Genomic DNA, 21,634 nt, shown 5'->3' on the forward strand with positions numbered 1-21,634 from the left:
GGGCCTTCGCCGTCTCACTCCCCGTAGAGCCGCTGGGCGTAGGCCGGGCCGTAGTGCTCCTCCAACACCTCCAGCGGCTCGTCGGGGCGCTCCAGCGCCTTGGCGAGCCGGGCCCTGGTCGGCAGCACGTCCGGCCGCCAGCTCTCCGGCTCCCAGGCGCGGGAACGCAGAAAGGCCTTGGCGCAGTGGTGGAAGACCTCCTCGACCTCCACCAGCAGCGCGAGCCGGGGGCGGTTGCCCCGGACCACCATGCGGTCCAGGAACGGCGCCCGGCTGACGATCCTGGCGCGGCCGTTGACCCGCAGCGTGTCGCCACGCCCCGGCAGCAGGAAGATCAGGCCGACCCGGGGGTTGCGCAGGATGTTGTGGAAGCCGTCCACCCTGCGGTTCCCCGGGCGGTCGGGTATCGCGAGGGTGTGGTCGTCCAACACCAGCGCGACGCCTGCCGGATCGCCCTTCGGCGAGACGTCGAGCCGGCCCTCCGCGTCCGAGGTGGCGACCAGGCAGAGCGGCGAGTGCGCCAGCCACTCCCGGTCCCACGAATGAAGCGCCGTGCGGACCTTGTCCCTGGTGTACGGCTTGGGCTCGCCGACCAGCGCGGTCAACTCCTCCTCGCTGGCGACCTCGTGTATCTCCCCGGCTCTCCGCCAGGGCGTCTCGTCGTCGACCACCACGTGCTCCTCCCCGTCCCAAGGAGGCCCCGAATCCCCCGGGCTCTCCTGCTCGGCGAGCCTACTCCCGCCCACTGACAGTGGCGTCGGCGAAGCCCGGTGTGGCAAGGCTCGGTTGCAAGGTTAGGTGTGCCTAACCTAAATTGTCGTGGGTTGCCGTCCGGCCACGCTCTCCGGACACGTAGACCCCCACGACAGCCGCGACACCCGAGACAAGGGACGCCACCGACTCATGAGCATGTCCGGCCACGTACCCACCGTGCCCGCGCCCGACCCCCTGAGGGAGCCCGACCTGCTGGCCGCCGACCCCGAGGGCATCGTCGAGGTCGGCCGCCTCGTCGGTGAGTTGACCAGCGAGGCCGCCAAGGCCCTGCGCCGCAGGAGTGGCCCGCTCCCACCGCTCACGCCCCTCGAACTCGCCCACGTGGTGGACGCCCAACTCCCCGAGGGCCCGCTGCCGGCCGACGGCGGTGGCCGCGAGGCGGTGCTCGCGCTGGCCAGGACCTACGCCAGCCACACCGTCGACCTCGCCGACCCCAGGGCAGCCGCCCACCTCCAACCCCCGGCGCTCGGCGTCGCCACCGCGACCGACGTGCTGGCCTCCGCGTTCAACGCCTCCGTCGACACCTGGGACAGCGGCCCCGTCGCCGTCGAGTTGGAGAGCCGGCTGGTGCGCGCGCTCACCGCGCTCGCCGGCTACGGACCGGGGGCCGACGGCGTGCTCACCCCCGGCGGCACCGCCTCCAACCTCCAGGCCCTGCTCATCGCCCGCGACACCGCGCTGCGCGCCCAACGCGACGTCAGAAGCGCGGGACTGACCGGAATGGCCACCCAACCCGTCCTCTACTGCTCGGAGTTGGCACACTTCTCGGTCGCCAGGGCCTGCTCCGTGCTGGGCCTCGGCGAGGAGGCCGTCCGCCCCGTGCCCGCCGACGCGCACCGCAGGATGACCGCCGAGGCACTGGAGAAGGCCCTCGAAGCGCGCGCCGGGAACGAACTGCCGATCGCCGTCGTCGCCACCGCCGGTACCACCGACTACGGCTCCGTCGACCCGCTGCCCGAACTCGCCGCCACCGCCCACCGCCACGGCGCCCGGCTGCACGTCGACGCCGCCTACGGGGGCGGCGCGCTCTTCTCCGACCGGCTGCGCCCGCTGCTCGACGGCATCGAGCACGCCGACTCGCTCACCATCGACCTGCACAAGACCGCCTGGCAGCCGGCCGCCGCCAGCGTGCTGCTGGTCCGCGACCGCGCCGACCTGACGACCAGCACCGGGCTGCGCGTCGCCTACCTCAACCCCGACGACGACGGAGCCGCCGGCTACGACGGGCTGCTCGGCCACTCGTTGGCCACCACCCGCAGGGCCGACGCGCTCAAGGTCGTCGCCACCTTCCTCGCGCTCGGCAGGCGCGGCGTGGGACGGATGCTGGAGACCTGCCACGACCTGGCCCTATTCGCCGCCGAACGGATAACGGCCCACCCACGGCTGGAACTCGTCGCCGACCCCGTGCTCACCACCGTGGTCTTCCGCTATGTCCCCGCCGGCGGCAGCCCCGACCCCGAACGTGCCGACGCCGTCAACGGCGCGCTGCGCCGCCGGCTGCTGCTCCAGGGCCGCGCGCTGATCGGCCGCACCGACGACCTGGCCGGCGACGAGGCCACCGGCCGCGTCCGACTCAAACTCACCCTGCTCAACCCGCGGGCCACGCGGGACGACATCCAGGAGCTGCTGACCGCCGTCGAGGTGGCGGGACGCGCCGTGGAGACGGAGGAACTCCCGTGACCGAGTCCGAACCCGGGCCCCCGGCCGAGCCCGAACTCGACCTGGCGGCCGTCGGCATAGGCCCGTTCAACCTCGCCCTCGCCGCGCTCGCCGACGAGGTGCCCGAGCTGCGCTTCGCCGCGTTCGACCGCCGCCCGCGCTACGACTGGCACCCGGGCCTGATGTTCGACTGGGCCTCGCTCCAGGTCGGCTTCCTCGCCGACCTCGTCACACTGATCCGCCCCACCAGCCGCTGGTCGTTCCTCAACTACCTGGTCGAACACGACCGGATGTACCCCTTCTACATCGCCGAACGCTTCCACGTCCCGCGCCGCGAGTACGCCGACTACTGCGCCTGGGCCGCCGCCCGGCTGTCGGGCTGCCACTTCGGCACCGACGTCACGGCCGTCGACTGGGACGCCACGACCGAACGCTGGCTGCTCACCCTCCGCGACACCGCCACCGGCGCCGTCACCACCCGCCGCGCCCGCCACCTCGTCATGGGCGTCGGCACCGAACCCGTCCTGCCCGAGCCGCTGCGCCGGCTCGCCGGCGAACGGGTCTTCCACTCCGGCGAGTACCTGCACCGCGTCGACGCGCTCGCCGATGCCGGCACCCGTTCCGTCACCGTGGTCGGCTCCGGACAGTCGGGCGCCGAGGTCTTCCTCGACCTGCTGCGCCGCCAGCGCGACGCCGGCTGGTCAATCAACTGGCTCACCCGCTCCTGGGGGTTCGCCCCACTGGACTACTCCAAACTGGTGCTGGAGTACACCACCCCCGCCTACATGCGGTACTTCCACGCCTTGCCACCGGAGACCAGGGACCGACTGGTCACCTCCCAGTGGCAGCTCTACAAGGGCATCGACAGCGAGACCATCGACCTCATCCACCAGGAGCTCTACGACCACCTGCTCGACGGCGACCGGCCTCCCGTCACGCTGCTCCCCGCCACGGCCGTGCGCGGCGCCGAGGCCGACGAGGACGGCGGCCTGCGCCTGACCACCTGGCACGCCGACACCGAGCGCGAGGCCGTCCACCGCACCGAGGCGGTGATCGCCTCCACCGGCTACGCGGCGCGCCGACCCGACTGCCTGGCCCCCGTCGAGAAGCTCATCCTCTGGGACGCGCGGGGCCGTTACGACGTCTCGGCCGAACACCGGGTGGCGACCGCCCCCGAGGTCACCGGCGGGCTCTTCGTCCAGAACGCCGAACTCCACACCCACGGTGCCGCCGCCCCCGACCTGGGCATCGGCGCCTACCGCAGCGCGCTGATCCTCAACGCGGTCGCGGGGCGGGACGTCTTCCGCATCCCGAGGAACACGGCGTTCCAGACGTTCGGACCGGGGGCGCCGCCGGCCGGATGACGCCGGCGCCGGGGGAGGTGCGGCAGAATCGGACCGATGAACGGGATGACAGCGCGCATCGACCCCGAGTCCGCCGTGCCGCCCTACGAGCAGCTGTGCCGCCAGGTGGCCGAGCAGGCCAGGGGCGGCACGCTGCCCGTCGGCTACCGGCTGCCCACCGTGCGAGCCCTCGCCGCCGAGCTGGGCGTCGCGGTCAACACGGTCGCCAAGGCGTACCGCACCTTGGAGGCCGACGGCGTCGTGGAGACGCGGGGCCGCCAGGGCACGTTCGTCGCGCCCGCCGACTCGGCCGCCGCCCGGGAGGCGGCAGCCGCGGCCGAGACCTTCGCGCGCCGCGCGAAGCGGCTCGGCCTCGACGCGGACGAGGCCCTCGCGGCGGCCGTCGAGGCGGTCCGCGCCGCCTACGCCTCGTAGCGCGCCGGGAGTCGCTCACTCACCCGGCCGGTCGGCCCGCCGCCACGCGGCAGCGGGCCGACCCGCCGGGGCGACGTCACCCCCGGGCGGAGCCACCGCCCCAGAGCCAGACCGTCGTGTCGGGGGGCAGCTGGCCGTTGACCAGTCGTTCACTGGTCAGCAGCACACCCCAGTTCCTCGGCAACGGGTACGGCTCGTCGGAGAAGTTGACCGCGCACCGCAGCACCGGGGAGCGCTCGAAGGCGAGCACCCCCTCCGGGGTCGCCAGCCAGCGCAGCGTCCCGCTGTCGAAGCCCGGCTGCTCCCGCCGCAGCCGCAGCGCCGAGCGGTATAGCTCCAGCATCGACCAGGGGATGCCCGACTGCGCCTGCGCCGTCAGGCTCTTCCACTCCGCCGGCTGCGGCAGCCACGGCTCCGTGCCCTTCGGGCCGAAGCCGAACGGCCCGTCGAGCCCCGACCACGGCAGCGGCACCCGGCAGCCGTCGCGCCCGCGCACCGTGCGCCCGGAACGTTCCCACGTGGGGTCGGCCAGCACCTCTTCCGGCAGGTCCTCGACCTCCCACAGGCCCAACTCCTCGCCCTGGTACAGGTAGGCGCCGCCGGGCAGCGCCAGCGTCAGCAGCGCGGCGGCGCGCGCCCTGCGCGTTCCCAGCTCCAGGTCGACGCCGCCCCCGACGGTGTTGTGCTCGTGCGTCGTGGTGTCCTCGCGCCCGTAACGGGTGACGTGCCGGGGCACGTCGTGGTTGGAGAGCACCCAGGTCGGCGGCGCGCCGACCGTCGCCAGCGTGGTCACGCTGCGGTCGATCACCTCCCGCATCGCCTTCGGGTCCCAGGAGGACTTCAGATAGGGGAAGTTGAACGCCGTGTGCAGTTCGTCCTGGCGCAGATAGCCCGCCAGCCGCTCGTCCCGCACGTGCGCCTCGGCCACGAAGACCCGGTCGCCCGCGTAGGAGTCGGCGATCTTGCGCCACGCCTGGTAGATCTCGTGGACGCCGTCCTGGTCCCAGTGCGGGTGGCTCTCCCGGTGCCGCTCGTGCTCGAAGACGGCGTCCTCGGGGATGCCCAGGTCGGGCAGGTCCGGGTCCTTCACCAGCCCGTGCGCCACGTCGATCCGGAAGCCGTCCACCCCCCGGTCGAACCAGAAGCGCAGGATCGACTCGAACTCGTCCCGCACCTCCCGGTTGCCCCAGTGCAGGTCCGGCTGGAGTGAGTCGAACAGGTGCAGGTACCACTGGCCCGGCGTGCCGTCGGGCTCGGTGACGCGCGTCCACGCGGGTCCGCCGAACCGGCTGCGCCAGTCGTTGGGCGGACGGGCGCCGTCCTCACCCAGGCCGTCCCTGAAGACGTAGCGCTCCCGCTCGGGCGAGCCCGGTGCGGCGGCCAACGCCTCCTGGAACCAGACGTGTTGCTCGGAGGTGTGGTTGGGGACGATGTCCAGCACGACGCGCATCCCGAAGGTGTGCGCCTCGGCGATCATCTCCTCGGCCTCGGCGAGGGTGCCGAAGGCGGGGTCGATGTTCCGGTAGTCGGCGACGTCGTAGCCGCCGTCGGCCATCGGGGACGGATACCAGGGGTTGATCCACAGCGCGTCCACCCCCAGTTCCTGAAGGTAGGGCAGACGGGCACGCAGACCGGCGAGGTCGCCGATCCCGTCGCCGTTCCCGTCGGCGAAGCTTCTGATGTAGACCTGGTAGATGACGGCGTCTCGCCACCAGGGCGCGGCCGACTTCTGGTCAATGCGGGTGCGGGGCACGTATCTTCCATTCCTCTTGCGAGTTGACCCTGGGAGATGCGCGGTCGGCGGCGGCTCACCGCGCGGTGGTGCTGTGCTGGTCCGGTTCAGGTCCCGGCCGAGGTGTGGAGTGATATCGGGGCGGATGTTCCCGCGCCGCGCCGGTGGTGCCCCGGACTACCAGCCGGGTCGGCACCACCACCTGGGTGGGCTCCTCGTCGCCCCCGGACAGCGCGTCCAGTATCTGGCGGGCGAGCAACTCTCCCTGGTGGGCTACGGGTTGCGCGATCGTGGTGAGATCGAGCAGCTCGGCCGTCTCGTGGTCGTCAAACCCGATGACCGAGACATCGTCGGGGGCGGATAGCCCCATGCGGCCCAACGTCCGCAGTGCGCCGAAGGCCATCTGGTCCGACTCGGCGAAGACCGCCGTCGGGGGTTCGGCGAGGCTCAGCAGCTGTGCCATCGCCGAGGCGCCCTCGTCGATACTGAGATGGCCAGGCACTTCCAGATCCGGGTCGTAGGCAATCCCGGCCTGCGCGAGCACCGTGCGGTAGGCGTGCTGGCGAACGATCGGGGTGGTGAACCCCCGAGGATCTCCGGGGGCGGCGGTGATCATACCGATGCGCCGGTGCCCCAGGTTGATCAGGTGGCGCACGGCGGTGCTCGCGCCCTCCTGGTTGTCGATCGAGACATGCCAGCAGCCCGGAATCGAGCCGCCGAGCACGGCGATCGGCACCTCCATCGAGACCAGCGCCTCGCTCTCCGCTGCGGACAGCGGGAGGTTGAGCACGATCAGGGCGTCCACCCTGCGGCGCAGCGGCATCCTGGTGAAGAACCGCTCGTGCACCCGCTCGTCACCGAGGTTGTAGAGCAGCAGATCGAGGTCGTGGGCGCGCAGCACCGAGTCGACGCCGGCCAGCACCTGGCTGTAGAACCAGCGGTTGACGAAAGGCACCACGACGCCGACGGTGCCCGTGCGGCCGGAGGCGAGCGAGGAGGCGTGCGGGGAGACCGAGTACGACAGCTCCTCGGCGGCGCGCAGCACGCGCTCCCTGGTCGCCGCCGACACGTTCGGCAGCCCGCGCAGGGCACGGGAGACGGTGGCGGTCGACACCTCGGCCCGCTTGGCGACATCGATGATGCTCGTGGCCATAACCCTCCGATCAACGGCGGTACGCCGAACGTACTGCCGACACCGGAGGTGGTGCAATCGCTTACATGAAAAAATCTTGTGCTTTCAGCCAACTCAGGGCGCGAAACGGGCGATTGACGTCCGTGTCGACCCGTCAGCCCTGTCGCGGCGCGTTGTAAACGTGTGCATGAGAACAGTTCCCGTGAAACGTTCCCCGGAAGGCATACCCACTCGGCGCGCCCGGAACGGCCGGACCCGGCCGGCCGACGCGTGGGCGTCGAGCCGACCGGGCCCGGCCGTCGTGAACGGCGTGCGCTAGCCGTCGAGCCGGGCCCGCGCGGACTCGGCCGTGGCGAGGAACTCCTCCACCGGCGCCTGGTCCAGCGTGCCCATCTGGCCCCAACGCACCACCGTGACCAGGCTTCCCTCGCGGACGACCGCGAAGAGGTTCACGTCCTGACCGGCCTGCTCCGGCGCGGTGTACACGCCGAACACCCGCCCGTAGTCCGCCTGTTCCAACTCGCCAAGCTCGTCCCAGGAGGCGGTGCCGCCCGGGTTCTGCCACAGCCAGTCGGAGGCGCAGTCCGTGCCGGCCTCGTGCAGCACCTCGACCAGCCCGGCGGCGTCCTCCTCGTTGCCGAGGTCCATCACCACCTGGGTGGCGTTGGTGTCCAGCTCGGTGCGGTGGTTGACATGGCCGGCGTTTTCATCCGGCAGCAGCGAACCGAAGCAGAACACCGGCACCTCAGGCAGCCCGTCGAACGGGCCGTCGCTGTACCAGCCGTCCGGGTGCGTCGGCAGCTCGTCGCCCGTGACGAACGTGTCCGCGTCCCTGGCCGTCGACTCCCCGGCGCTCTCCCCGGCCGTCGCGGAGCCCGCCAGCGCGGTCAGCGCCAGCGCCCCGGCCCCGAGCGCCGCCCCCGCGGCGACCGCCAGTCCGCGTGCCGACCCTCGTGTGTGTCGCATGGGTCTCCCCCTCGTCTCGTCGGCCTCGTGGGCCGTCTCCCGGCGGCCCACGGCCGCCCTGCCGAGCAGCCTGGGACGCCCCGCGACCCGGCGGCAACCCGGGCGGGAACATCTGGGAAGGTGGAACGGCCGAAGCCCCTCTGACGTCGAAGAACGTGAGCCCCTGGAACGCGGAACGGGACGCGGGAACGGGCGGACGGCGGGGGAGAGAGGCACATGGGGAACGGGCCGGCCGGCGAGTTGGCGGCCAGACTGCGGGCGCTGAAGGAGCGCTCGGGGCTCAGCTACGGCGCGTTGGCGCGGCGACTGCACACCAGCACCTCCACCCTGCACCGCTACTGCTCGGGCGCGGTGGTGCCCGCCGACTACCCGGCGGTCGAACGCCTGGCGGCGGCGTGTGGCGCGCGCCCCGACGAGCTGTTGGAGCTGCACCGGCTCTGGCTCGCGGCCGACGGCGCGCGGGGCCGCGCGGCGCCGGCGCCGTCCGCCGAGCCGCGGTCGGCCGCCGCGCCCGCGGCGGAGGAGCCCGTTCCGGCTCCGGAACCCGCCGCCGACCCCGGCCCCGTTGCCGTTCCGGCCCTCGTGTCCGCCCCCGTCCCGACCCCTGTTCCGGCCCCCGGGCGCGGGCGCCGGCCGTGGGCGGTGCTGGTGGCGGCGGCGCTGCTGGTGGCCCCGGTCGGCGGCTGGGGGCTGTGGCGGTCGGCGACGGGACCCGGCGGCGACGGCGCGTCCGCCGCCGCCCCTGGCGACGCGCCCGGCGACGCGCCCGGCGACCAGGACGCGGCGCCGCGACAGGCCGCCGCGCCGCCGCCGTTGGAGTACGCGGCCCGCTCCCACGTCTGGGCCGAGGGCTGCGGGCACCGCTATCTCGTGGACCGCGCCCCGGACGCCGTTCCGCCGCCCCCGGTGGCCCAGGACGCCGAGGCGTGGGCCACCGGACTGGGCGCGGTGCACGGCGACTCCACCATCGTCGAGGCCACCCTGACCGGCACCGCGCCGGGGCCGGTGGTGATCGAGGCACTGCACCTGCGGGTCGAGGAGCGCCGCGCGCCGCTGGAGTGGACCGCCTACGACATGTCCCCGGGGTGCGGCGGCGCGCTGACCCCTGCCGCCTTCACCGCCGACCTGGACGCCGAACGGCCCCAGCTCCGCCCCCGGGACGGCTACGACGCCATGAGCGAAAGCGAACTCACGCCGCCGAGCCTGCCGTTCGCCGTCACACCCGAGGAGCCGCTGGCGCTGCGGATCGAGGCGCAGACGGCGGAGTGCGACTGCGACTGGTACGTCGAGCTGGAGTGGACCAACGGCGACGACGGCGGCACGCTGCGGCTCGACGACGGGGGAGCCCCGTTCCGCACCAGCGGTTCAGGCGGCGGGGGCGCGCTGGCGCACGACCATGCGACGGGGGAGTGGACGGACGCCGGCTGGTGATCGGCCGCTCAGGGGGCCGCCCGTGTGGCTGACCGGAACCGACCGGTTCCGGTGGGGCACGATCACCCCATGAGCAACCTCGACCCACACCCGGCGCCCTCCCCCTGCGGCGCGGCCCACCACACAGGACCGGTGCGGGAGCTACAGGAGGGGCGTGAGGTGCCGCTCGGCGAGTCGACCGTCGTGCGGCGCCTGCTGCCCACCCTGGGGCGGCGAATGATCGGCGCCTGGTGCTTCGTCGACCACTACGGACCGGACGACATCACCGACGCGCCGGGGATGCGGGTACCGCCCCATCCGCACATCGGGCTCCAGACCGTCAGCTGGCTCCACGAAGGGGAGGTGGTGCACCGCGACAGCGTCGGCTCGTCGGCCACCATCCGGCCGCGCCAGCTGGGCCTGATGACCTCCGGGCGCGCCATCGCCCACTCCGAGGAGTCCCCGCGCCCCCACCGGCACGCGCCGGTCCTGCACGGCGCCCAGCTGTGGGTCGCGCTGCCCGACCAACACCGCCACACCGCGCCGCACTTCGAGTTCCACGAGGAGCTGCCCCGGGTCGCCGGGGGCGGCGGCCTCGACGCCACCGTCATCCTCGGCACCCTCGACGGCGCGACCTCGCCCGGCACCACCTACTCCCCGCTGGTCGGCGCCGACCTCACGCTGGCCGGCGGCACCGACGCCCGGCTGCCGCTGGAGGAACAGTTCGAGTACGCCGTCCTCACCATCGCGGGCGAGTCGGAGGTCGACGGCGTGCGCCTGACCCCCGGCTCCCTCCTCTACCTCGGCCAGGGCCGCGCCGAACTCCCCGTCCGCGCCGACCACGACGCGTCCGTGCTGCTGCTCGGCGGCCTGCCGTTCGAGGAACGCCTCCTGCTGTGGTGGAACTTCATCGGGCGCACCCAGGAGGAGATCGCCCAGGCCCGCGCCGACTGGACCACCGGCGACCGCTTCGGCACCGTCACCGGCTACGCCGGCCCACCCCTCGCCGCCCCACCGCTGCCCTCGACCCCGCTGAAGCCGCGCGGCAGGGTGCGGTGACCCCGGCTTGGCGGGGGCCGTGCTGGAACCGGTCGCGCGGGGGAGGAGGGGACGAGGGGTGACAGTCGATCATGAGTTTCCCTCCTCGTCTTCACCTCACCTGGAGCGCCTTCGCCGTCACCGAAGGTAGTATCGGGGCACGGCAGTTGGCGGGTCGGATGTCGACGGTGCCGAGGCAGAGGCGCGGGAGGTGGCCGGGGTGACGAAGCCCGCGGTGTGGGGCGTGGCCGCCGAGGAGCCGCGCGGACCCGGTCCCGTCGAGCCGCCCCCGGCCAGGTTCACGGACCGGCGCGCCGCCGGGGCGGAGGCGCCCAGGGCCCTGCTCTACGTGTCGCTGCGCGCGGTGCGTGACGCCGCCGCCAGGCGGGCGGCGGACCGCGACGCCGCGCGGCAGTGGTGCCTCCGGGAGAACGTTTCCCTCCACACCGACGACGTCGACGAGGAGGACGGTCCCGAGGTGCGCGTGCACCAGCGCACCGGATGGCGGCGGGTGCGCGCGCTGGTGCGGGACGGGTCGGTAGGGGTGGTGCTCGTCCCCGACCCGCTGTACCTCTCGATCGACGGCCGCGCCCGCCGGGACGCGGAGGAGGACCTCCACGCGGACGGCGGCGAACTCGTCTATCTCGACGGGGATTGACGTGCTCCCTGGCTTAAAGTCCAGGGATTCCGGCCTGGGTCGTCTGACCCTTCCGGGGGCTTCCTGCTTCACCGCGCTGTGCGGGCACGTGTGCCCGTCTTACCGGCGCTCCACAGGCGTTTAGCGTCTCCGCCCGTCCGGCGGCGACGATACGGCGTCCTTCGAAGAGGACGTTGCGGGCTGCGTTGTGGTCGCGGTCGTGCACCGTGCCGCACTCAGCGCACGCCCACTCACGGACGTGGAGAGGCTTCGGGCCGTCCCGGAATCCGCAGGCCGAGCAGACCTGAGAGGACGGGAAGGCCCGGTCCACCTTGGCGAAGGTGCGGCCGTGCTTGACCGCCTTGTACTCCAGCATGCCGACGAACGCGGACCATCCCGCGTCGTGCACGGACTTGGCGAGCCGGGTGCGGCCGAGGCCGGACACCGCGAGGTCTTCCACGTACACCGCTTGGTTGTCGCGGATGATCTGTGTGGATACCTTGTGGTGGAAGTCCCGGCGCCGGTCCGCCACCTTGGCGTGCTGGCGTGCGACCTTGATGCGGGCCCTGGCCCGGTTCTTCGATCCCTTGGCCTTGCGGGACAGCTCCCGCTGAAGGCGCTTGAGCTTCTTCTCGGCCCGGCGCAGGAAGCGTGGGCTGTTGATCTTCCGGCCGTCGGACAGGACGGCGAATGCGGACAGGCCGAGGTCGATACCGGCGTCGGTCTCCGCCTCGGGGAGGATGTCCGGCTCGGTGTCGACGACGAAGCTGACGAAGTACCGACCGGAGCTGTCCTTGGTGACGGTGAGAGAAGTCGGGGCTGCCGGAAGTCGGCGCGACCACTTCACCTTGAGGTTGCCGACCTTGGCCACGTACACCGTGCCGTTGCCCTGGAGGGAGAAGGCGTTGGTGTTGAGGCGGATCGACTGCCGGGTGTCCTTCTTCGACTTGTACCGGGGCGGCCTCATCTTGCGGCCCTGCCGCTTGCCCTTGACCGAGTCGAAGTAGTTCTTGTAGGCGGTGTCCAGGTCCCGGAGGGACTGTTGCAGGACGACCGCCGACACGTTGGCGAGCCAGGTGCGTTCCTCGGTGCGCTTGGCCTGGGTGATGCGCAGCCGGGACAGCTCGGCCGACTTCACGTACGGCAGCCCCGCCGCGTGCGCTTCCTTCCGGTCACGCAAGCAGTCGTTCCACACCACGCGGGCGCACCCGAACGCACTCGCCAGCGCACGGCGCTGGGAGGCATCCGGGTAGACCCGGTAGTTGTAGCGGAGCTGCACGGCCAAGATCCTACTACGATTGGTCTCATGGATGGGCAGAACGATTACAGGCGTGGCAGGCATGTGGTTTCGGCGATGCACGTACACTTGGTCTTTGTGACGAAGTATCGGCGCGGGGTGTTCAACGACGAGATGCTGACGCGCTGCGAAGAGATCATGCGCAAGGTCTGCGAGGACTTCGAGGCGGAGCTGAGGGAGTTCAACGGCGAGCGCGATCACGTCCACCTCCTGGTGCACTACCCGCCGAAGGTCGCCGTCTCCAAGCTGGTCAACAGCCTCAAGGGCGTCTCCGCCCGGCGGATACGGCAGGAGTTCACCGGCAGGACCAACCGCGCCATCATGCACGGGCACCTGTGGTCACCTTCCTACTTCTCCGCGTCGTGCGGCGGTGCGCCGTTGGCGATCGTCCGCCAATACATCGAGCAGCAAAAACGTCCGCTCTAACGTGCACGTCAGAGCAGTCTTGAGATGCATTCATCTCCGGCGTGAACGCCGGGGCTTTCTGCAAGGAACCCGGTAACGCCCCCGGGCGGCGCGGCGCGTTCTCCGTCCTGACGGTGTGCCCCGGCCGGGGCCGTTCCCTGCCCCGGCCGGGGCCGTTCCCTGCCCCGGCCGGGTGTCTGCCGTGTCCGCTAGGCGTAGGTCTCGTACTCGGCGACCCGCGGGGTGCCGTTGGCGCTGGTGATCTCGAACGTGATCTTGCGTACCGAGGTGGAGGCGAAGCGGATGGTGCCCGCGCCGTTGCCGGTCGCCAGGACGGAACCGGTGTCGGCGTTCACCACCCGCCAGTTGCCGATGACGCCGGTCGCTCCGGACGCCTCGCGGATGGTGACGGCGGAGACGCCGGTCGCCGACGGCCACTTGATGGAGATGGCGCCGGTCGAACCGGTGGGCGACCAGTAGGTGTTCATGTCGCCGTCCCGCACGTTGCCGTAGGAGGTGCCGCTGGCCTTGCTGCTGCCGTCGGCGTCGGCCGTGAGGCTGAGGTTGGTGCCGCCGGGCGGGTCGGTCGGGTCCGGCGGGTCGGGGTTGTCCGGCGGGTCGGTCGGGTCCGGGTTCTGCGGGACGCAGTTGCCGTCGGAGACCCGGTTCCCCTTGTTGGCGCCGGCGGTGTCGCGCACCACGCTGGGCACGCAGTTGGCGCCGTCGAGGCTGTGGGCGTAGGGGATGCTGACCGAGGTGTTGGACTGGGGGTTCGGGCCGGCCGGGTTGTTCTGGTTGCCGGGGCTCGACCAGCGCACGTTGTCGAAGACGTTGCCGTTGACCTGCCAGTAGCCGGCCTCGTTGGTGTAGAAGGTGCCGAGGACGTCCTTGGAGTCCTCGAAGTAGTTGTTGTCCACCCTGGCGCGGGCGCCGGCCCGGGAGTTGATGCCGGAGTCGTTCACCCTCAGGTAGTGGTTGTTGTACATGTGCCCGATCCCGCCGCGCAGCAGGGGCGCGCGGGAGTCGATGTTCTCGTACAGGTTGTGGTGGTACGTGATGAAGCCGTTGGAGGTGTCGCTCTCGCTGGAGCCGACCAGTCCGCCGCGCCCGGAGTTGCGCAGGACGCTGTAGGAGAGGGTGACGTAGCGGGTGTTGTTCTTCAGGTCGAACAGCCCGTCGTAGCCCTCCGACTCGCCGCCTGACGCCTCCAGCGTGACGTGGTCGACCCAGACGTTGCGGACGTTGTTCTCCATGCCGATGGCGTCGCCGCCGTTGGAGGTGGGCGAGCCGGACTTCTTGACGTTCCGCACCGTGACGTTCTGGATGATGATGTTGCTGGACTCCCGGACGTGGATGCCCAGTTGGTCGAAGACCGCGCCGTTGCCCACGCCGACGAGGGTGACGTTGCTGATCTGCTTCAGCTCGATCACGCCGGCGGCGGTGTTGCAGCTGCCGCCGGAGACCTTGCTGGTGTTGCCGTGGTTGATGGTGCCCTCGACCTGGATGGTGATCGGGGTGCTGCTGCTGGCCCGGCCGCAGAGGGCCGCGTGGATGGCGGTCCCCGTGGTGGCGCGGACCGTCTGGCCCCCGGCGCCGCCGGTGGTGCCGCCGTTCTGGGTCGCGAAACCGGTGGCACCCCCCGTCGCCGCCGAGGCCGTCGGGGCCGGGAACGCCACCGCTGTGGCGGCGACCATGGCCATCAGGGCCAGCGCGGCGAAGAGTCTGAGTCGGAAGCCGACGCGTCTTCTCATCTCTGGTTCGCCTTTCGTCTGCGTAAGAGGTCGTCTTCGAGACGGCGGAAACCGTGGGGAGGGGGCTTTGGCCCCCGGTGACCTGGCCGTTCGGGCGCGCGGTCCACCTGTCGGCCGGCCTCGGCGAGGCGCCGGGGACGGGTGGGGAGGAGGAGATGGGGGTGGCGGGCGACAGCCCGCCGCGGCTGCGGCGGGCCCGGCGCCGCCGGGCGTGGACGCCGTCGACGGACGTCCGCGCGTGGTGTCACGGCTCGGTGCGGGGTGGCGCGGCGCGGCCCGAGGGGGCGCGGCGCCTCACGCGCGAGGAACGCCGACCGTCGGGGGCGGCGTCCCTCCGCCCCCTCGGGCCTGCTTCTCTGACTCAGAGTAAGGGCGTGCTGCCGACAATCCAGCGCGGGGCGTGGACAATACCGCGCACCGCCGACCACGAGGGGGTTCCGATGGGTCACCGCCACACCGCGCCGCGCGTCGGGCGGCGACTGGTCCTCGCGCCGGGCGACGGCGCGCCGGACGCCGAAGCCGTGGTGACGAAACGGGGACCGGTCCACCGCCCGCGCTACCTGCTGGACGGCGGCCTCGTCACGGTCAGCGCCTTCCGCGGCGCGGCGGAACGCGACCGGGGCTACGCGGGCACCCACGGCAGCCAGGACTGGCTCTGGTCGGGCGACGACGAACTGCGGTTCCTGGACGGCACGGGCGAGCTGGCGAGCGTTCTCCTCCACGTCCCCGACCAGCCGCCGGCCGACCCGGCGACGCACGCGAGGTGGCTCGAAGTCCCCTCGGTGCGCGGCGGGTTGGCCATGCCGGAGCGGCGGGACTTCGCACTGCCCCGCACCGTGACGCGCTGGAGCGGGGACCCGGACGGCCCCCTCGTGTGCCTGCGGGAGGAACCGGGCCCCGGCGGCGCGGGACGGGCGCGGCTGCGGATCGCCGAGGGCCTCGACCTGCTGTTCCGGGACGGGACGCTCACGGGCTGGCTGCTTGCCCACCCGGAACGCTTCCTCACCGACTCCTGGGACGCGCCGACCGCCCCCGCCCCCCGCGCTCCCGCCCCGGCCGCGCTGCTGCGCGCGTACCTCGCCCTCGTCTCCGCCCCCGCCTTCGGCCTCCTGGAGGACGCCGACCCCGCGGCCGTGGCCGCGCTGCGGGCCGTCGCCCGCGCGGCCGAAGCGGGGAGCGAGGCCGGCGACCCGCGCCACCGGGCCCTGCGCGAGGCGGCGCGAGCCGTCCTGGAACGGGTGGTGGAGTAGACGACCGGCTGACGCTGTGCTCCGCTGCCGCCGGGGGCCCGGACGAGGCGGCGGCGACCGGCGGCGCGGGGCCGAACCCCACGGCGGGGCTGACCGGTTGCCCGTTGAGCTGCCCGGCCGCCGGCTCCCTCAGGAGGCGAGGCGGGGGCGCGGCAACGGAACGCCGCGCCGCGCTCTTCCACACGGCCTCACGCGGCGCCGAGGGACTCTACCCGCGATGACCGTGCCCCTTCTCTGTGCGTGGTGTGCATGTCAAAGTGGACGGGTCGCGTTCTCGCACCCCACCTCTGGAGACGCTCATGCACCTGCCCGCGCCCGTCTCGACCCGTCGACGCCGAGCGGCCGTTCTGGCCGCGCTCGGCGGTCTGGTGGCCACCGGCCTCGGCGTCGCCCCCACCGCCGCCCAGGCCGGGGAGTCCGGCGACTCCGCCACCTCGGTGACCTACCACGGCCTGAGCGTCGAGGTGCCGGACGACTGGCGCGTCGTCGATCTCGCCGAAGACCCCTCGGCGTGCGTCCGCTTCGACGTGCCCACCCTCTACCTGGGCAGCCCCGCCGGGCAGCGCGACTGCCCGGCCGGCCTCGTCGGCCGGGACGTCGGCATCGTCCTCGAACCCCTGGCCGAGGTCGCCCCCGAGCGCCTCGACGCGCGCACGGCCGTCGCCGAGGGCGCCCCCGCCGCCGCTGCCGCCCGCGCCACCTCGCACGACGGCACCCTCCAACTCGCCGTCGAACAGGCCGGACTGCTGGTCACCGCCGCCCACACCCCCGCCACCGAGGGCGAGGCGCGGGCCGTGCTCGAAGGCGCCGAGATCACGGACGCCGCGCGCCCGGCGGCGACCCCCGCGCCCGCCGAGACCGCCGCGCGTCCCACCGCCGTGGGCCCGCAGCCGGGCGACTACACGGGCCTCGGCTTCGACGCATGCGCCGCGCCCTCCCAGGCCGCGATGGACGCCTGGGGCGCCGACTCGCCGTTCCAGGCCGTGGGCGTCTACATATCCGGCGCCAGCCGCGCCTGCGACCAGCCCAACCTCACCGCCGCCTGGGTCGAGGCCCAGACCGCCGCCGGCTGGCACCTGACCCCGATCGACGTCGGTCGGCAGGCCCCGTGCACCAGTTACGCCCAGCGCATCTCCGAGGACCCGGCCACCGCCCGCGCCGAGGGCGCGCAGGCCGCCGACGAGTCGATCGCCGCCGCCGCGGCCCTGGGCATCCCGGCCGGCAGCGTGCTCTACAGCGACATCGAGGCCTACACCCCGGGCGCCACCTGCACCGCCGCCGTGCTCAGCTATCTCTCCGGCTGGACGGAGGGACTGCACGCCCAGGGCTACCTGAGCGGCGTCTACTCCAGCGGCGCCTCCGGCATCCAGGACGTGGCCGCCGCCTACGACGACCCGAACCACACCCGCGTCGACCACATCTGGTTCGCCTGGTGGAACGGCCAGGCCGACACCGACGCCGGCAGCTACGCCCCCGCCGAGTACTGGGCCGACCGCCAGCGCATCCACCAGTACGTGGGCGAGGTGACCGAGACCCACGGCGGGGTCTCGATCAACATCGACCGCAACTACCTGGACGTCGCCCCCTGACGGGGCCTCGGCGCCGCTGACCCCCCACGGTTCCCCGCGCCCCATCAGGGGCGCGGGGAACTGCGCGAGCAACCACAGTTCTGCCGCACGTGCCCCGCAGGGCCGGCGAGCAACCCCGACCGTGCCGCACGCGCCCCCGCAGGGCCCCGCCCCGCCGAACTCCACCCCTCCGCGGCAAGCGGCCCGCGTCGAAGGTATTTCCATCGCTGTAACTCCCGTGATGACATGAGCGGGTCGTCAACCGATCCCGTCACGTCGTCCGTTGGACGCGATGAGAACAAGGGAGCCGCCGATGCGCGCCCGTTCCAGAAAGAACCTGGTCGTCGCGGTGCTCGCACTGCTCGTCGGCCTGGCCTGGGTGCCGCAGGCCACCGCAGGAGACTCCATGCCACAGCACCAGACCCCCGCCACGCGGTCCGCGACCCAGACCCCCGCCGAGGCCCCCGCCGGGAACGCGACGGAGAACGCCACGGAGAACGCGGCCGAGAACGCGGCCGAGGACGCCACCCCGGCCGCCTCCGGAACCTTCCGCAACCCGCTGAACCCCGGCCCCGACCCGTTCCTCGCCTACGCGAACGGCGAGTACCACCTGGCCACCACCCAGGGCGACGGCATCCGGATGTGGAGCGCGGCCTCGCTCGCCGACCTGCTCGCCGCGGACCCCGTCACGGTCTGGACCGACACCGACCCCTCGCGTGACCAGCACATCTGGGCCCCGGAGTTCTACCAGTTCGGCGACCGCTGGTACATGTACTACACGGCCGACGACGGCGTGGACGAGCACCACCGGCTCTTCGTCCTGGAGTCGGAGGGCGACGACCCGAGGGGTCCGTACCACTTCAAGGCGAAGCTCGAACCGCCCAACCACGTCGACAAGTTCGCCATCGACCCGGGCATCCTCCAGCACGACGGCAAGCTGTACCTGGCCTACAGCGGTCTCAACGAGTACCAGCACAACGGCCTGAACATCGCCCCGATGTCCAACCCGTACACCGTCTCCGGCGACGCGGTGCCCTTCGACGCGGCCGGCGGCTGCCCCGAGGTCCGCGAGGGCCCGGCGTTCCTCTACCGCAACGGCAAGACCTGGATGACCTACTCGGCCTGCGACACCGGCAAGCCGGACTACCAGGTGTGGATGATGTCGCTGCCGGAGGGCGCCGACCCGCTGGTGCGGGAGAACTGGACCCAGCACGACGGCGCGCTGTTCTCGCGGAACGACGAGGTGGGTGTCTACGGCCCCGGCCACCACACCTTCTTCACCTCGCCGGACGGCACCGAGGACTGGATCATCTACCACGCCAAGAACACCTCGGAGAACACCTACACCCACCGCACCACCCGTGCGCAGCCGATCAGTTGGAACGAGGACGGCAGCCCGGACCTCGGCCGGCCCCTCGCGCTCGGCGCCACCCTCGACCTGCCGTCCGGCGACCCGGGTTCCGGTAACTACTGGATCAACGACGACGGCCGTTCCAGCGGCGAGGGCACCGTGACCTTCGAGGGCGACTGGAACTCGGGCTCCGGCTGCGCCACCCAGTGCTTCTGGAGCGACGACCACTGGAGCGACGAGGCGGGCGCCACCGCGACGTTCACCTTCACCGGCACCAGGATCGCGCTGCTCTCCGTCGAGGACACCGGCAACGGCATCGCCGCGATCAGCGTGGACGGCGGCCCCGAGGAGCGGGTCGACTTCCACGGCCCGATCCGCACCGGCGAGACCGTGCACTACCTCAGCCCCCGGCTGCCGGCGGGCGAGCACACGTTGACGGTCCGGGTCACCGGCGAACGCAACGGCGACTCCGACGGGGCGTTCGTGAGCGTGGACCGGGCGGAGGTCTACACCGACTGACGCGCCCACGACAGGGGGGAGACGGGCACCGGCGAGCCGCCTGGCCGCCGGTGCCCGACGCGTCTCGGGGGGCGCCGTTCAGCGGACAACCCGAGCCGTCAACGGGGGAAAACCGGCCGAACTCCCGGGAAAACGGGCCCGGAAAGCGACTGGAAGGCGACGGAACGGGAACGCTCGCTCCCACGGAGGTGGTGACGGGTCCGAGAGGCGGACCCCACGACGTCGAGGGGAGCGGACTGATGAACGGCATTCGGACGATGGGCCGGGCGAGCGCCCCACGCGGAGTCACCGTCAGCGTCGCCGGCGCGCACGGGGCCGACGTGGCCCGGGCCCGCGACCTCACCCGCGCCTTCTGCGGTGGCCTCGGCCCCGCGCGGGACCCGGAGGACGCCCTGCTGCTGGTGGTCTCCGAACTGGTCACCAACGCGCTGCGGCACGGCGGAGGAAGCTATGTGCTGCGCCTGACGGCCACCCCCGAGACCGTGGTGGTCGAGGTCGACGACGGCGAGTCGCGCCCGCCACGGCCGCGCGAGCCGGACACGCTGCGCGGCGGCGGCTTCGGCTGGCACCTGGTCACCTCGCTGGCGACCGGAGGCGTCAGCGTGCTGCCCCGCGGCGGCGGCAAGACGGTGCGCGCCGCGTTCCTCCGCGAGGCGGAGGCCCCGCGGGCGGCCTGACGGCCGGTCGGACGAGCGGGACGTGGAGCCCGTCAGCTCGGCGCATTCACGGTTCTTCGGACAGGACGGACGATCGGGATATTACTCCTTGAGGGTGGATGCCATGATGGTGGTACGGATGCGCCCCGGGGCGCCGGGGGCACCGGGGAAGGGATGATTCCCGAAGTGGCGCGGGGCGCTGGCGTGTTCGTCAACCCCGTTGCGGGAAAGCTGATTCAAGGGACCGGGATACCCACGTGTCCTTGTGGGGCGTTAGGGTTACTCTGCCCGGACCGGGTGCCGCTGTACGGGTGGGAGAGTCATGAAGCAGATAACAGCGCACGGCAGGCCGCCGCGAGTGCCTGCGATCAACTGTGGGAGCACGGTCAACAGCGCGCGCCTCGACAGGCACTTGAGCGTGCTCTCGGGCCCCGCCGTGCCGGCGGTGGAGACCGAGGAGGCGACCACGCTGATGCGTGAGCTGACCCGGCGCGACCACAAGAGCCCCACCAGGACCAACCGCACCGCGAGGGTGCTGCTGTTCGCCCCGCTCCGCCGGCTGCGCCGCACGCTCTTCGGCGGACGCGGCTGAGCCCGGCCGGCTGATTCCGTCGCCGCCGGGCCCGGTCCGGTCTTCGGCGGTGACGGCGCCCTCGGAGGAGGGCGCCGAGCGGCCCCCGCCCACGCGTCGTCCCACCCGGTCCCCGACGCCACCCGGCCCGCCTCCCGTCGCGGGGTCTCCCCACCCGCCCGCGCGGCCCCGCGTACCCGGTCGACCCCAAAAGCGCGGCGGCGTCCCCGTGCGCGGCTGGCGCGCCCAGTCAGTTGAGCCGACGTGCTCAGTTGAGCGTGCCGAGCCCGTTCTCCCGGGGCGCGACCCGCCCAGGCCCCGCGTCCTCCGCCTCCTCACCGGCCTCGACGGTGACCGTGAACGCGAAGCGGTCGCCCCGGTAGGACATCAGGGCCACGTCGACCACCCGCTCGGAGAGGTCGAACTCCACTCCCGTGATGTGCAGGATCGGGCTCAGCAGCGGCACCTGGAGCAGCCGGGCGGTGGTCGGGTCGGCCAGCCGGGCCTGCGCCGTGTTGTCGATCCTCCCGACCCGCACGCCCGCCACGTCCCGCAGCACCCGCGTCATCGGCCAACGCACCAGCGCCGAGGGGTCGATGGCGTCGGCGACCTCCGGGTGGATCAGGTTCTCCACCCAGTTGACCGGTTCCCCGTCCGGCGCGGCCCGGCGCAGCCGCCGGAAGCGCACCACCTCGGCGACGCCCGGGAAGTGCTCCGCCCACTCGGCAGGCACCGGCACGGCCACCGGCTCCGGGTCGAGCAGGGTGGTGTGCCCGCCGGACTGCTGCGCCACGATGGCGTCCAGCGAACCCAGCAGCCGCACCGGCACGCCCCTGCGGGCTTCCGGCTCGATGAAGGTGCCGCGCCGCCGGTGCCGGCTGATCAGCCCCTCGTTCTCCAGCTCCTTCAGCGCCTGGCGCATGGTCAGCACGCTCACACCGAAGTGCTCGGCCAGCCGCTCCTCGGTGGGCAGCCGCAGTGGCGCCTGCGGCGAGCGGCCCAGTATCGAGGCGCGTAAGGACTGGGAGACCTGGTACCAGAGCGGAAGCTTGCGGTTGAGGTCGAGTGAGTCGGGGGCGAAGACGTTCACGGATCAGGGCTCCGGATCGGGGAGGACCGGCGCCGGCCCGGCGGGCCCTC

19 protein-coding genes are annotated in these 21,634 nt (G+C 72.7%); 12 read left to right on the forward strand and 7 right to left on the reverse strand.

From position 1 onward, the window contains the following. Positions 1-14: 14 nt before the first annotated feature. Positions 15-671 carry a pyridoxamine 5'-phosphate oxidase family protein gene (locus tag FH715_RS24170; protein WP_246108944.1) on the reverse strand — a complete coding sequence of 219 codons (657 nt, stop codon included), beginning with the start codon at positions 669-671 and terminating at the stop codon, positions 15-17. A gap of 238 nt (positions 672-909) precedes the next feature. Here FH715_RS24170 and FH715_RS24175 point away from each other — a divergent pair, with 238 nt between their 5' ends. From FH715_RS24175 to FH715_RS24185, 3 genes are read left to right on the forward strand one after another with little or no spacing between them, the layout of a single operon-like run. Continuing rightward, positions 910-2,454, forward strand: coding sequence for a pyridoxal phosphate-dependent decarboxylase family protein (locus FH715_RS24175; protein WP_139648872.1), 1,545 nt, complete (start codon positions 910-912; stop codon positions 2,452-2,454). After that, the gene (locus FH715_RS24180; protein ID WP_139648874.1) at positions 2,451-3,797 is read left to right on the forward strand and encodes a lysine N(6)-hydroxylase/L-ornithine N(5)-oxygenase family protein; all 1,347 of its coding nucleotides are present in this window, start codon (positions 2,451-2,453) and stop codon (positions 3,795-3,797) included. Before FH715_RS24175 ends, FH715_RS24180 begins: the two co-directional genes overlap by 4 nt. 45 nt (positions 3,798-3,842) lie before the next feature. Further along, positions 3,843-4,211: a GntR family transcriptional regulator gene (locus tag FH715_RS24185; protein WP_139648949.1), complete on the forward strand. Its 369-nt coding sequence runs from the start codon at positions 3,843-3,845 to the stop codon at positions 4,209-4,211. Positions 4,212-4,287: 76 nt separating this feature from the next. Here the strand turns inward: FH715_RS24185 and FH715_RS24190 are convergent, their stop codons facing one another. The 3 genes from FH715_RS24190 to FH715_RS24200 all read right to left on the reverse strand — a co-directional run bounded on the left by FH715_RS24190 (position 4,288) and on the right by FH715_RS24200 (position 8,041). Then, positions 4,288-5,964, reverse strand: a complete 1,677-nt coding sequence (locus tag FH715_RS24190; protein WP_139648876.1) for a glycoside hydrolase family 13 protein — start codon at positions 5,962-5,964, stop codon at positions 4,288-4,290. Positions 5,965-6,019: 55 nt separating this feature from the next. After that, on the reverse strand, positions 6,020-7,096 hold the full coding sequence (locus FH715_RS24195; protein ID WP_139648877.1) for a LacI family DNA-binding transcriptional regulator: 1,077 nt from the start codon (positions 7,094-7,096) through the stop codon (positions 6,020-6,022). 294 nt (positions 7,097-7,390) lie between these two features. Beyond that, positions 7,391-8,041, reverse strand: a complete 651-nt coding sequence (locus FH715_RS24200) for a hypothetical protein (protein WP_139648879.1) — start codon at positions 8,039-8,041, stop codon at positions 7,391-7,393. 216 nt (positions 8,042-8,257) lie between these two features. Between FH715_RS24200 and FH715_RS24205 the strand changes: the two genes are divergently transcribed. From FH715_RS24205 to FH715_RS24215, 3 genes are all read left to right on the forward strand, one after another. After that, positions 8,258-9,472 (forward strand): helix-turn-helix domain-containing protein, encoded by a 1,215-nt coding sequence (locus FH715_RS24205; protein WP_139648880.1) that lies wholly within the window; start codon positions 8,258-8,260, stop codon positions 9,470-9,472. A gap of 69 nt (positions 9,473-9,541) precedes the next feature. Beyond that, complete coding sequence (locus FH715_RS24210) at positions 9,542-10,510, forward strand: pirin family protein (RefSeq protein WP_139648882.1); 969 nt, start codon at positions 9,542-9,544, stop codon at positions 10,508-10,510. Between the two features lie 199 nt (positions 10,511-10,709). Further along, positions 10,710-11,147 (forward strand): hypothetical protein, encoded by a 438-nt coding sequence (locus FH715_RS24215; protein WP_139648884.1) that lies wholly within the window; start codon positions 10,710-10,712, stop codon positions 11,145-11,147. 13 nt (positions 11,148-11,160) lie between these two features. Here FH715_RS24215 and FH715_RS24220 read toward each other — a convergent pair whose 3' ends face one another. Continuing rightward, positions 11,161-12,405, reverse strand: coding sequence for an RNA-guided endonuclease InsQ/TnpB family protein (locus FH715_RS24220; protein WP_139648886.1), 1,245 nt, complete (start codon positions 12,403-12,405; stop codon positions 11,161-11,163). Positions 12,406-12,432: 27 nt separating this feature from the next. Between FH715_RS24220 and tnpA the strand changes: the two genes are divergently transcribed. Beyond that, complete coding sequence (tnpA, locus tag FH715_RS24225) at positions 12,433-12,849, forward strand: IS200/IS605 family transposase (protein ID WP_139648888.1); 417 nt, start codon at positions 12,433-12,435, stop codon at positions 12,847-12,849. 188 nt (positions 12,850-13,037) lie between these two features. Here tnpA and FH715_RS24230 read toward each other — a convergent pair whose 3' ends face one another. Beyond that, positions 13,038-14,579: a pectate lyase family protein gene (locus FH715_RS24230; RefSeq protein WP_139648890.1), complete on the reverse strand. Its 1,542-nt coding sequence runs from the start codon at positions 14,577-14,579 to the stop codon at positions 13,038-13,040. Between the two features lie 440 nt (positions 14,580-15,019). On the opposite strand from FH715_RS24230, the gene FH715_RS24235 reads away from it, so the two are divergent. The 5 genes from FH715_RS24235 to FH715_RS24255 all read left to right on the forward strand — a co-directional run bounded on the left by FH715_RS24235 (position 15,020) and on the right by FH715_RS24255 (position 20,515). Further along, positions 15,020-15,829, forward strand: a complete 810-nt coding sequence (locus FH715_RS24235) for a hypothetical protein (protein WP_139648892.1) — start codon at positions 15,020-15,022, stop codon at positions 15,827-15,829. A 299-nt stretch (positions 15,830-16,128) separates the two neighbouring features. Then, positions 16,129-17,418, forward strand: coding sequence for a glycoside hydrolase domain-containing protein (locus FH715_RS24240; protein ID WP_139648894.1), 1,290 nt, complete (start codon positions 16,129-16,131; stop codon positions 17,416-17,418). A gap of 292 nt (positions 17,419-17,710) precedes the next feature. Then, positions 17,711-19,267 carry a glycoside hydrolase family 43 protein gene (locus tag FH715_RS24245; RefSeq protein ID WP_246108945.1) on the forward strand — a complete coding sequence of 519 codons (1,557 nt, stop codon included), beginning with the start codon at positions 17,711-17,713 and terminating at the stop codon, positions 19,265-19,267. A gap of 239 nt (positions 19,268-19,506) precedes the next feature. Continuing rightward, positions 19,507-19,944, forward strand: coding sequence for an ATP-binding protein (locus tag FH715_RS24250; RefSeq protein WP_246108946.1), 438 nt, complete (start codon positions 19,507-19,509; stop codon positions 19,942-19,944). Positions 19,945-20,245: 301 nt separating this feature from the next. Beyond that, entirely contained in the window at positions 20,246-20,515 is a 270-nt protein-coding gene (locus FH715_RS24255; RefSeq protein ID WP_139648896.1) for a hypothetical protein, read from the forward strand. Between the two features lie 247 nt (positions 20,516-20,762). Here FH715_RS24255 and FH715_RS24260 read toward each other — a convergent pair whose 3' ends face one another. Further along, complete coding sequence (locus FH715_RS24260; RefSeq protein WP_139648898.1) at positions 20,763-21,584, reverse strand: GntR family transcriptional regulator; 822 nt, start codon at positions 21,582-21,584, stop codon at positions 20,763-20,765. Positions 21,585-21,634 lie beyond the last annotated feature (50 nt).

The organism is Streptomyces sedi (genome assembly GCF_006335015.1).
Lineage (GTDB): Bacteria > Actinomycetota > Actinomycetes > Streptomycetales > Streptomycetaceae > Streptomyces > Streptomyces sedi.

Coding starts and splice junctions, on each gene's coding strand:
- FH715_RS24255 (WP_139648896.1), top strand. CDS start 20,246: ATGAAGCAGATAACAGCGCACGGCAGGCCGCCGCGAGTGCCTGCGATC.
- tnpA (WP_139648888.1), top strand. CDS start 12,433: ATGGATGGGCAGAACGATTACAGGCGTGGCAGGCATGTGGTTTCGGCG.
- FH715_RS24175 (WP_139648872.1), top strand. CDS start 910: ATGTCCGGCCACGTACCCACCGTGCCCGCGCCCGACCCCCTGAGGGAG.
- FH715_RS24250 (WP_246108946.1), top strand. CDS start 19,507: ATGAACGGCATTCGGACGATGGGCCGGGCGAGCGCCCCACGCGGAGTC.
- FH715_RS24200 (WP_139648879.1), bottom strand. CDS start 8,041: ATGCGACACACACGAGGGTCGGCACGCGGACTGGCGGTCGCCGCGGGG.
- FH715_RS24230 (WP_139648890.1), bottom strand. CDS start 14,579: ATGAGAAGACGCGTCGGCTTCCGACTCAGACTCTTCGCCGCGCTGGCC.
- FH715_RS24195 (WP_139648877.1), bottom strand. CDS start 7,096: ATGGCCACGAGCATCATCGATGTCGCCAAGCGGGCCGAGGTGTCGACC.
- FH715_RS24205 (WP_139648880.1), top strand. CDS start 8,258: ATGGGGAACGGGCCGGCCGGCGAGTTGGCGGCCAGACTGCGGGCGCTG.
- FH715_RS24245 (WP_246108945.1), top strand. CDS start 17,711: ATGCGCGCCCGTTCCAGAAAGAACCTGGTCGTCGCGGTGCTCGCACTG.
- FH715_RS24210 (WP_139648882.1), top strand. CDS start 9,542: ATGAGCAACCTCGACCCACACCCGGCGCCCTCCCCCTGCGGCGCGGCC.
- FH715_RS24235 (WP_139648892.1), top strand. CDS start 15,020: ATGGGTCACCGCCACACCGCGCCGCGCGTCGGGCGGCGACTGGTCCTC.
- FH715_RS24240 (WP_139648894.1), top strand. CDS start 16,129: ATGCACCTGCCCGCGCCCGTCTCGACCCGTCGACGCCGAGCGGCCGTT.
- FH715_RS24185 (WP_139648949.1), top strand. CDS start 3,843: ATGACAGCGCGCATCGACCCCGAGTCCGCCGTGCCGCCCTACGAGCAG.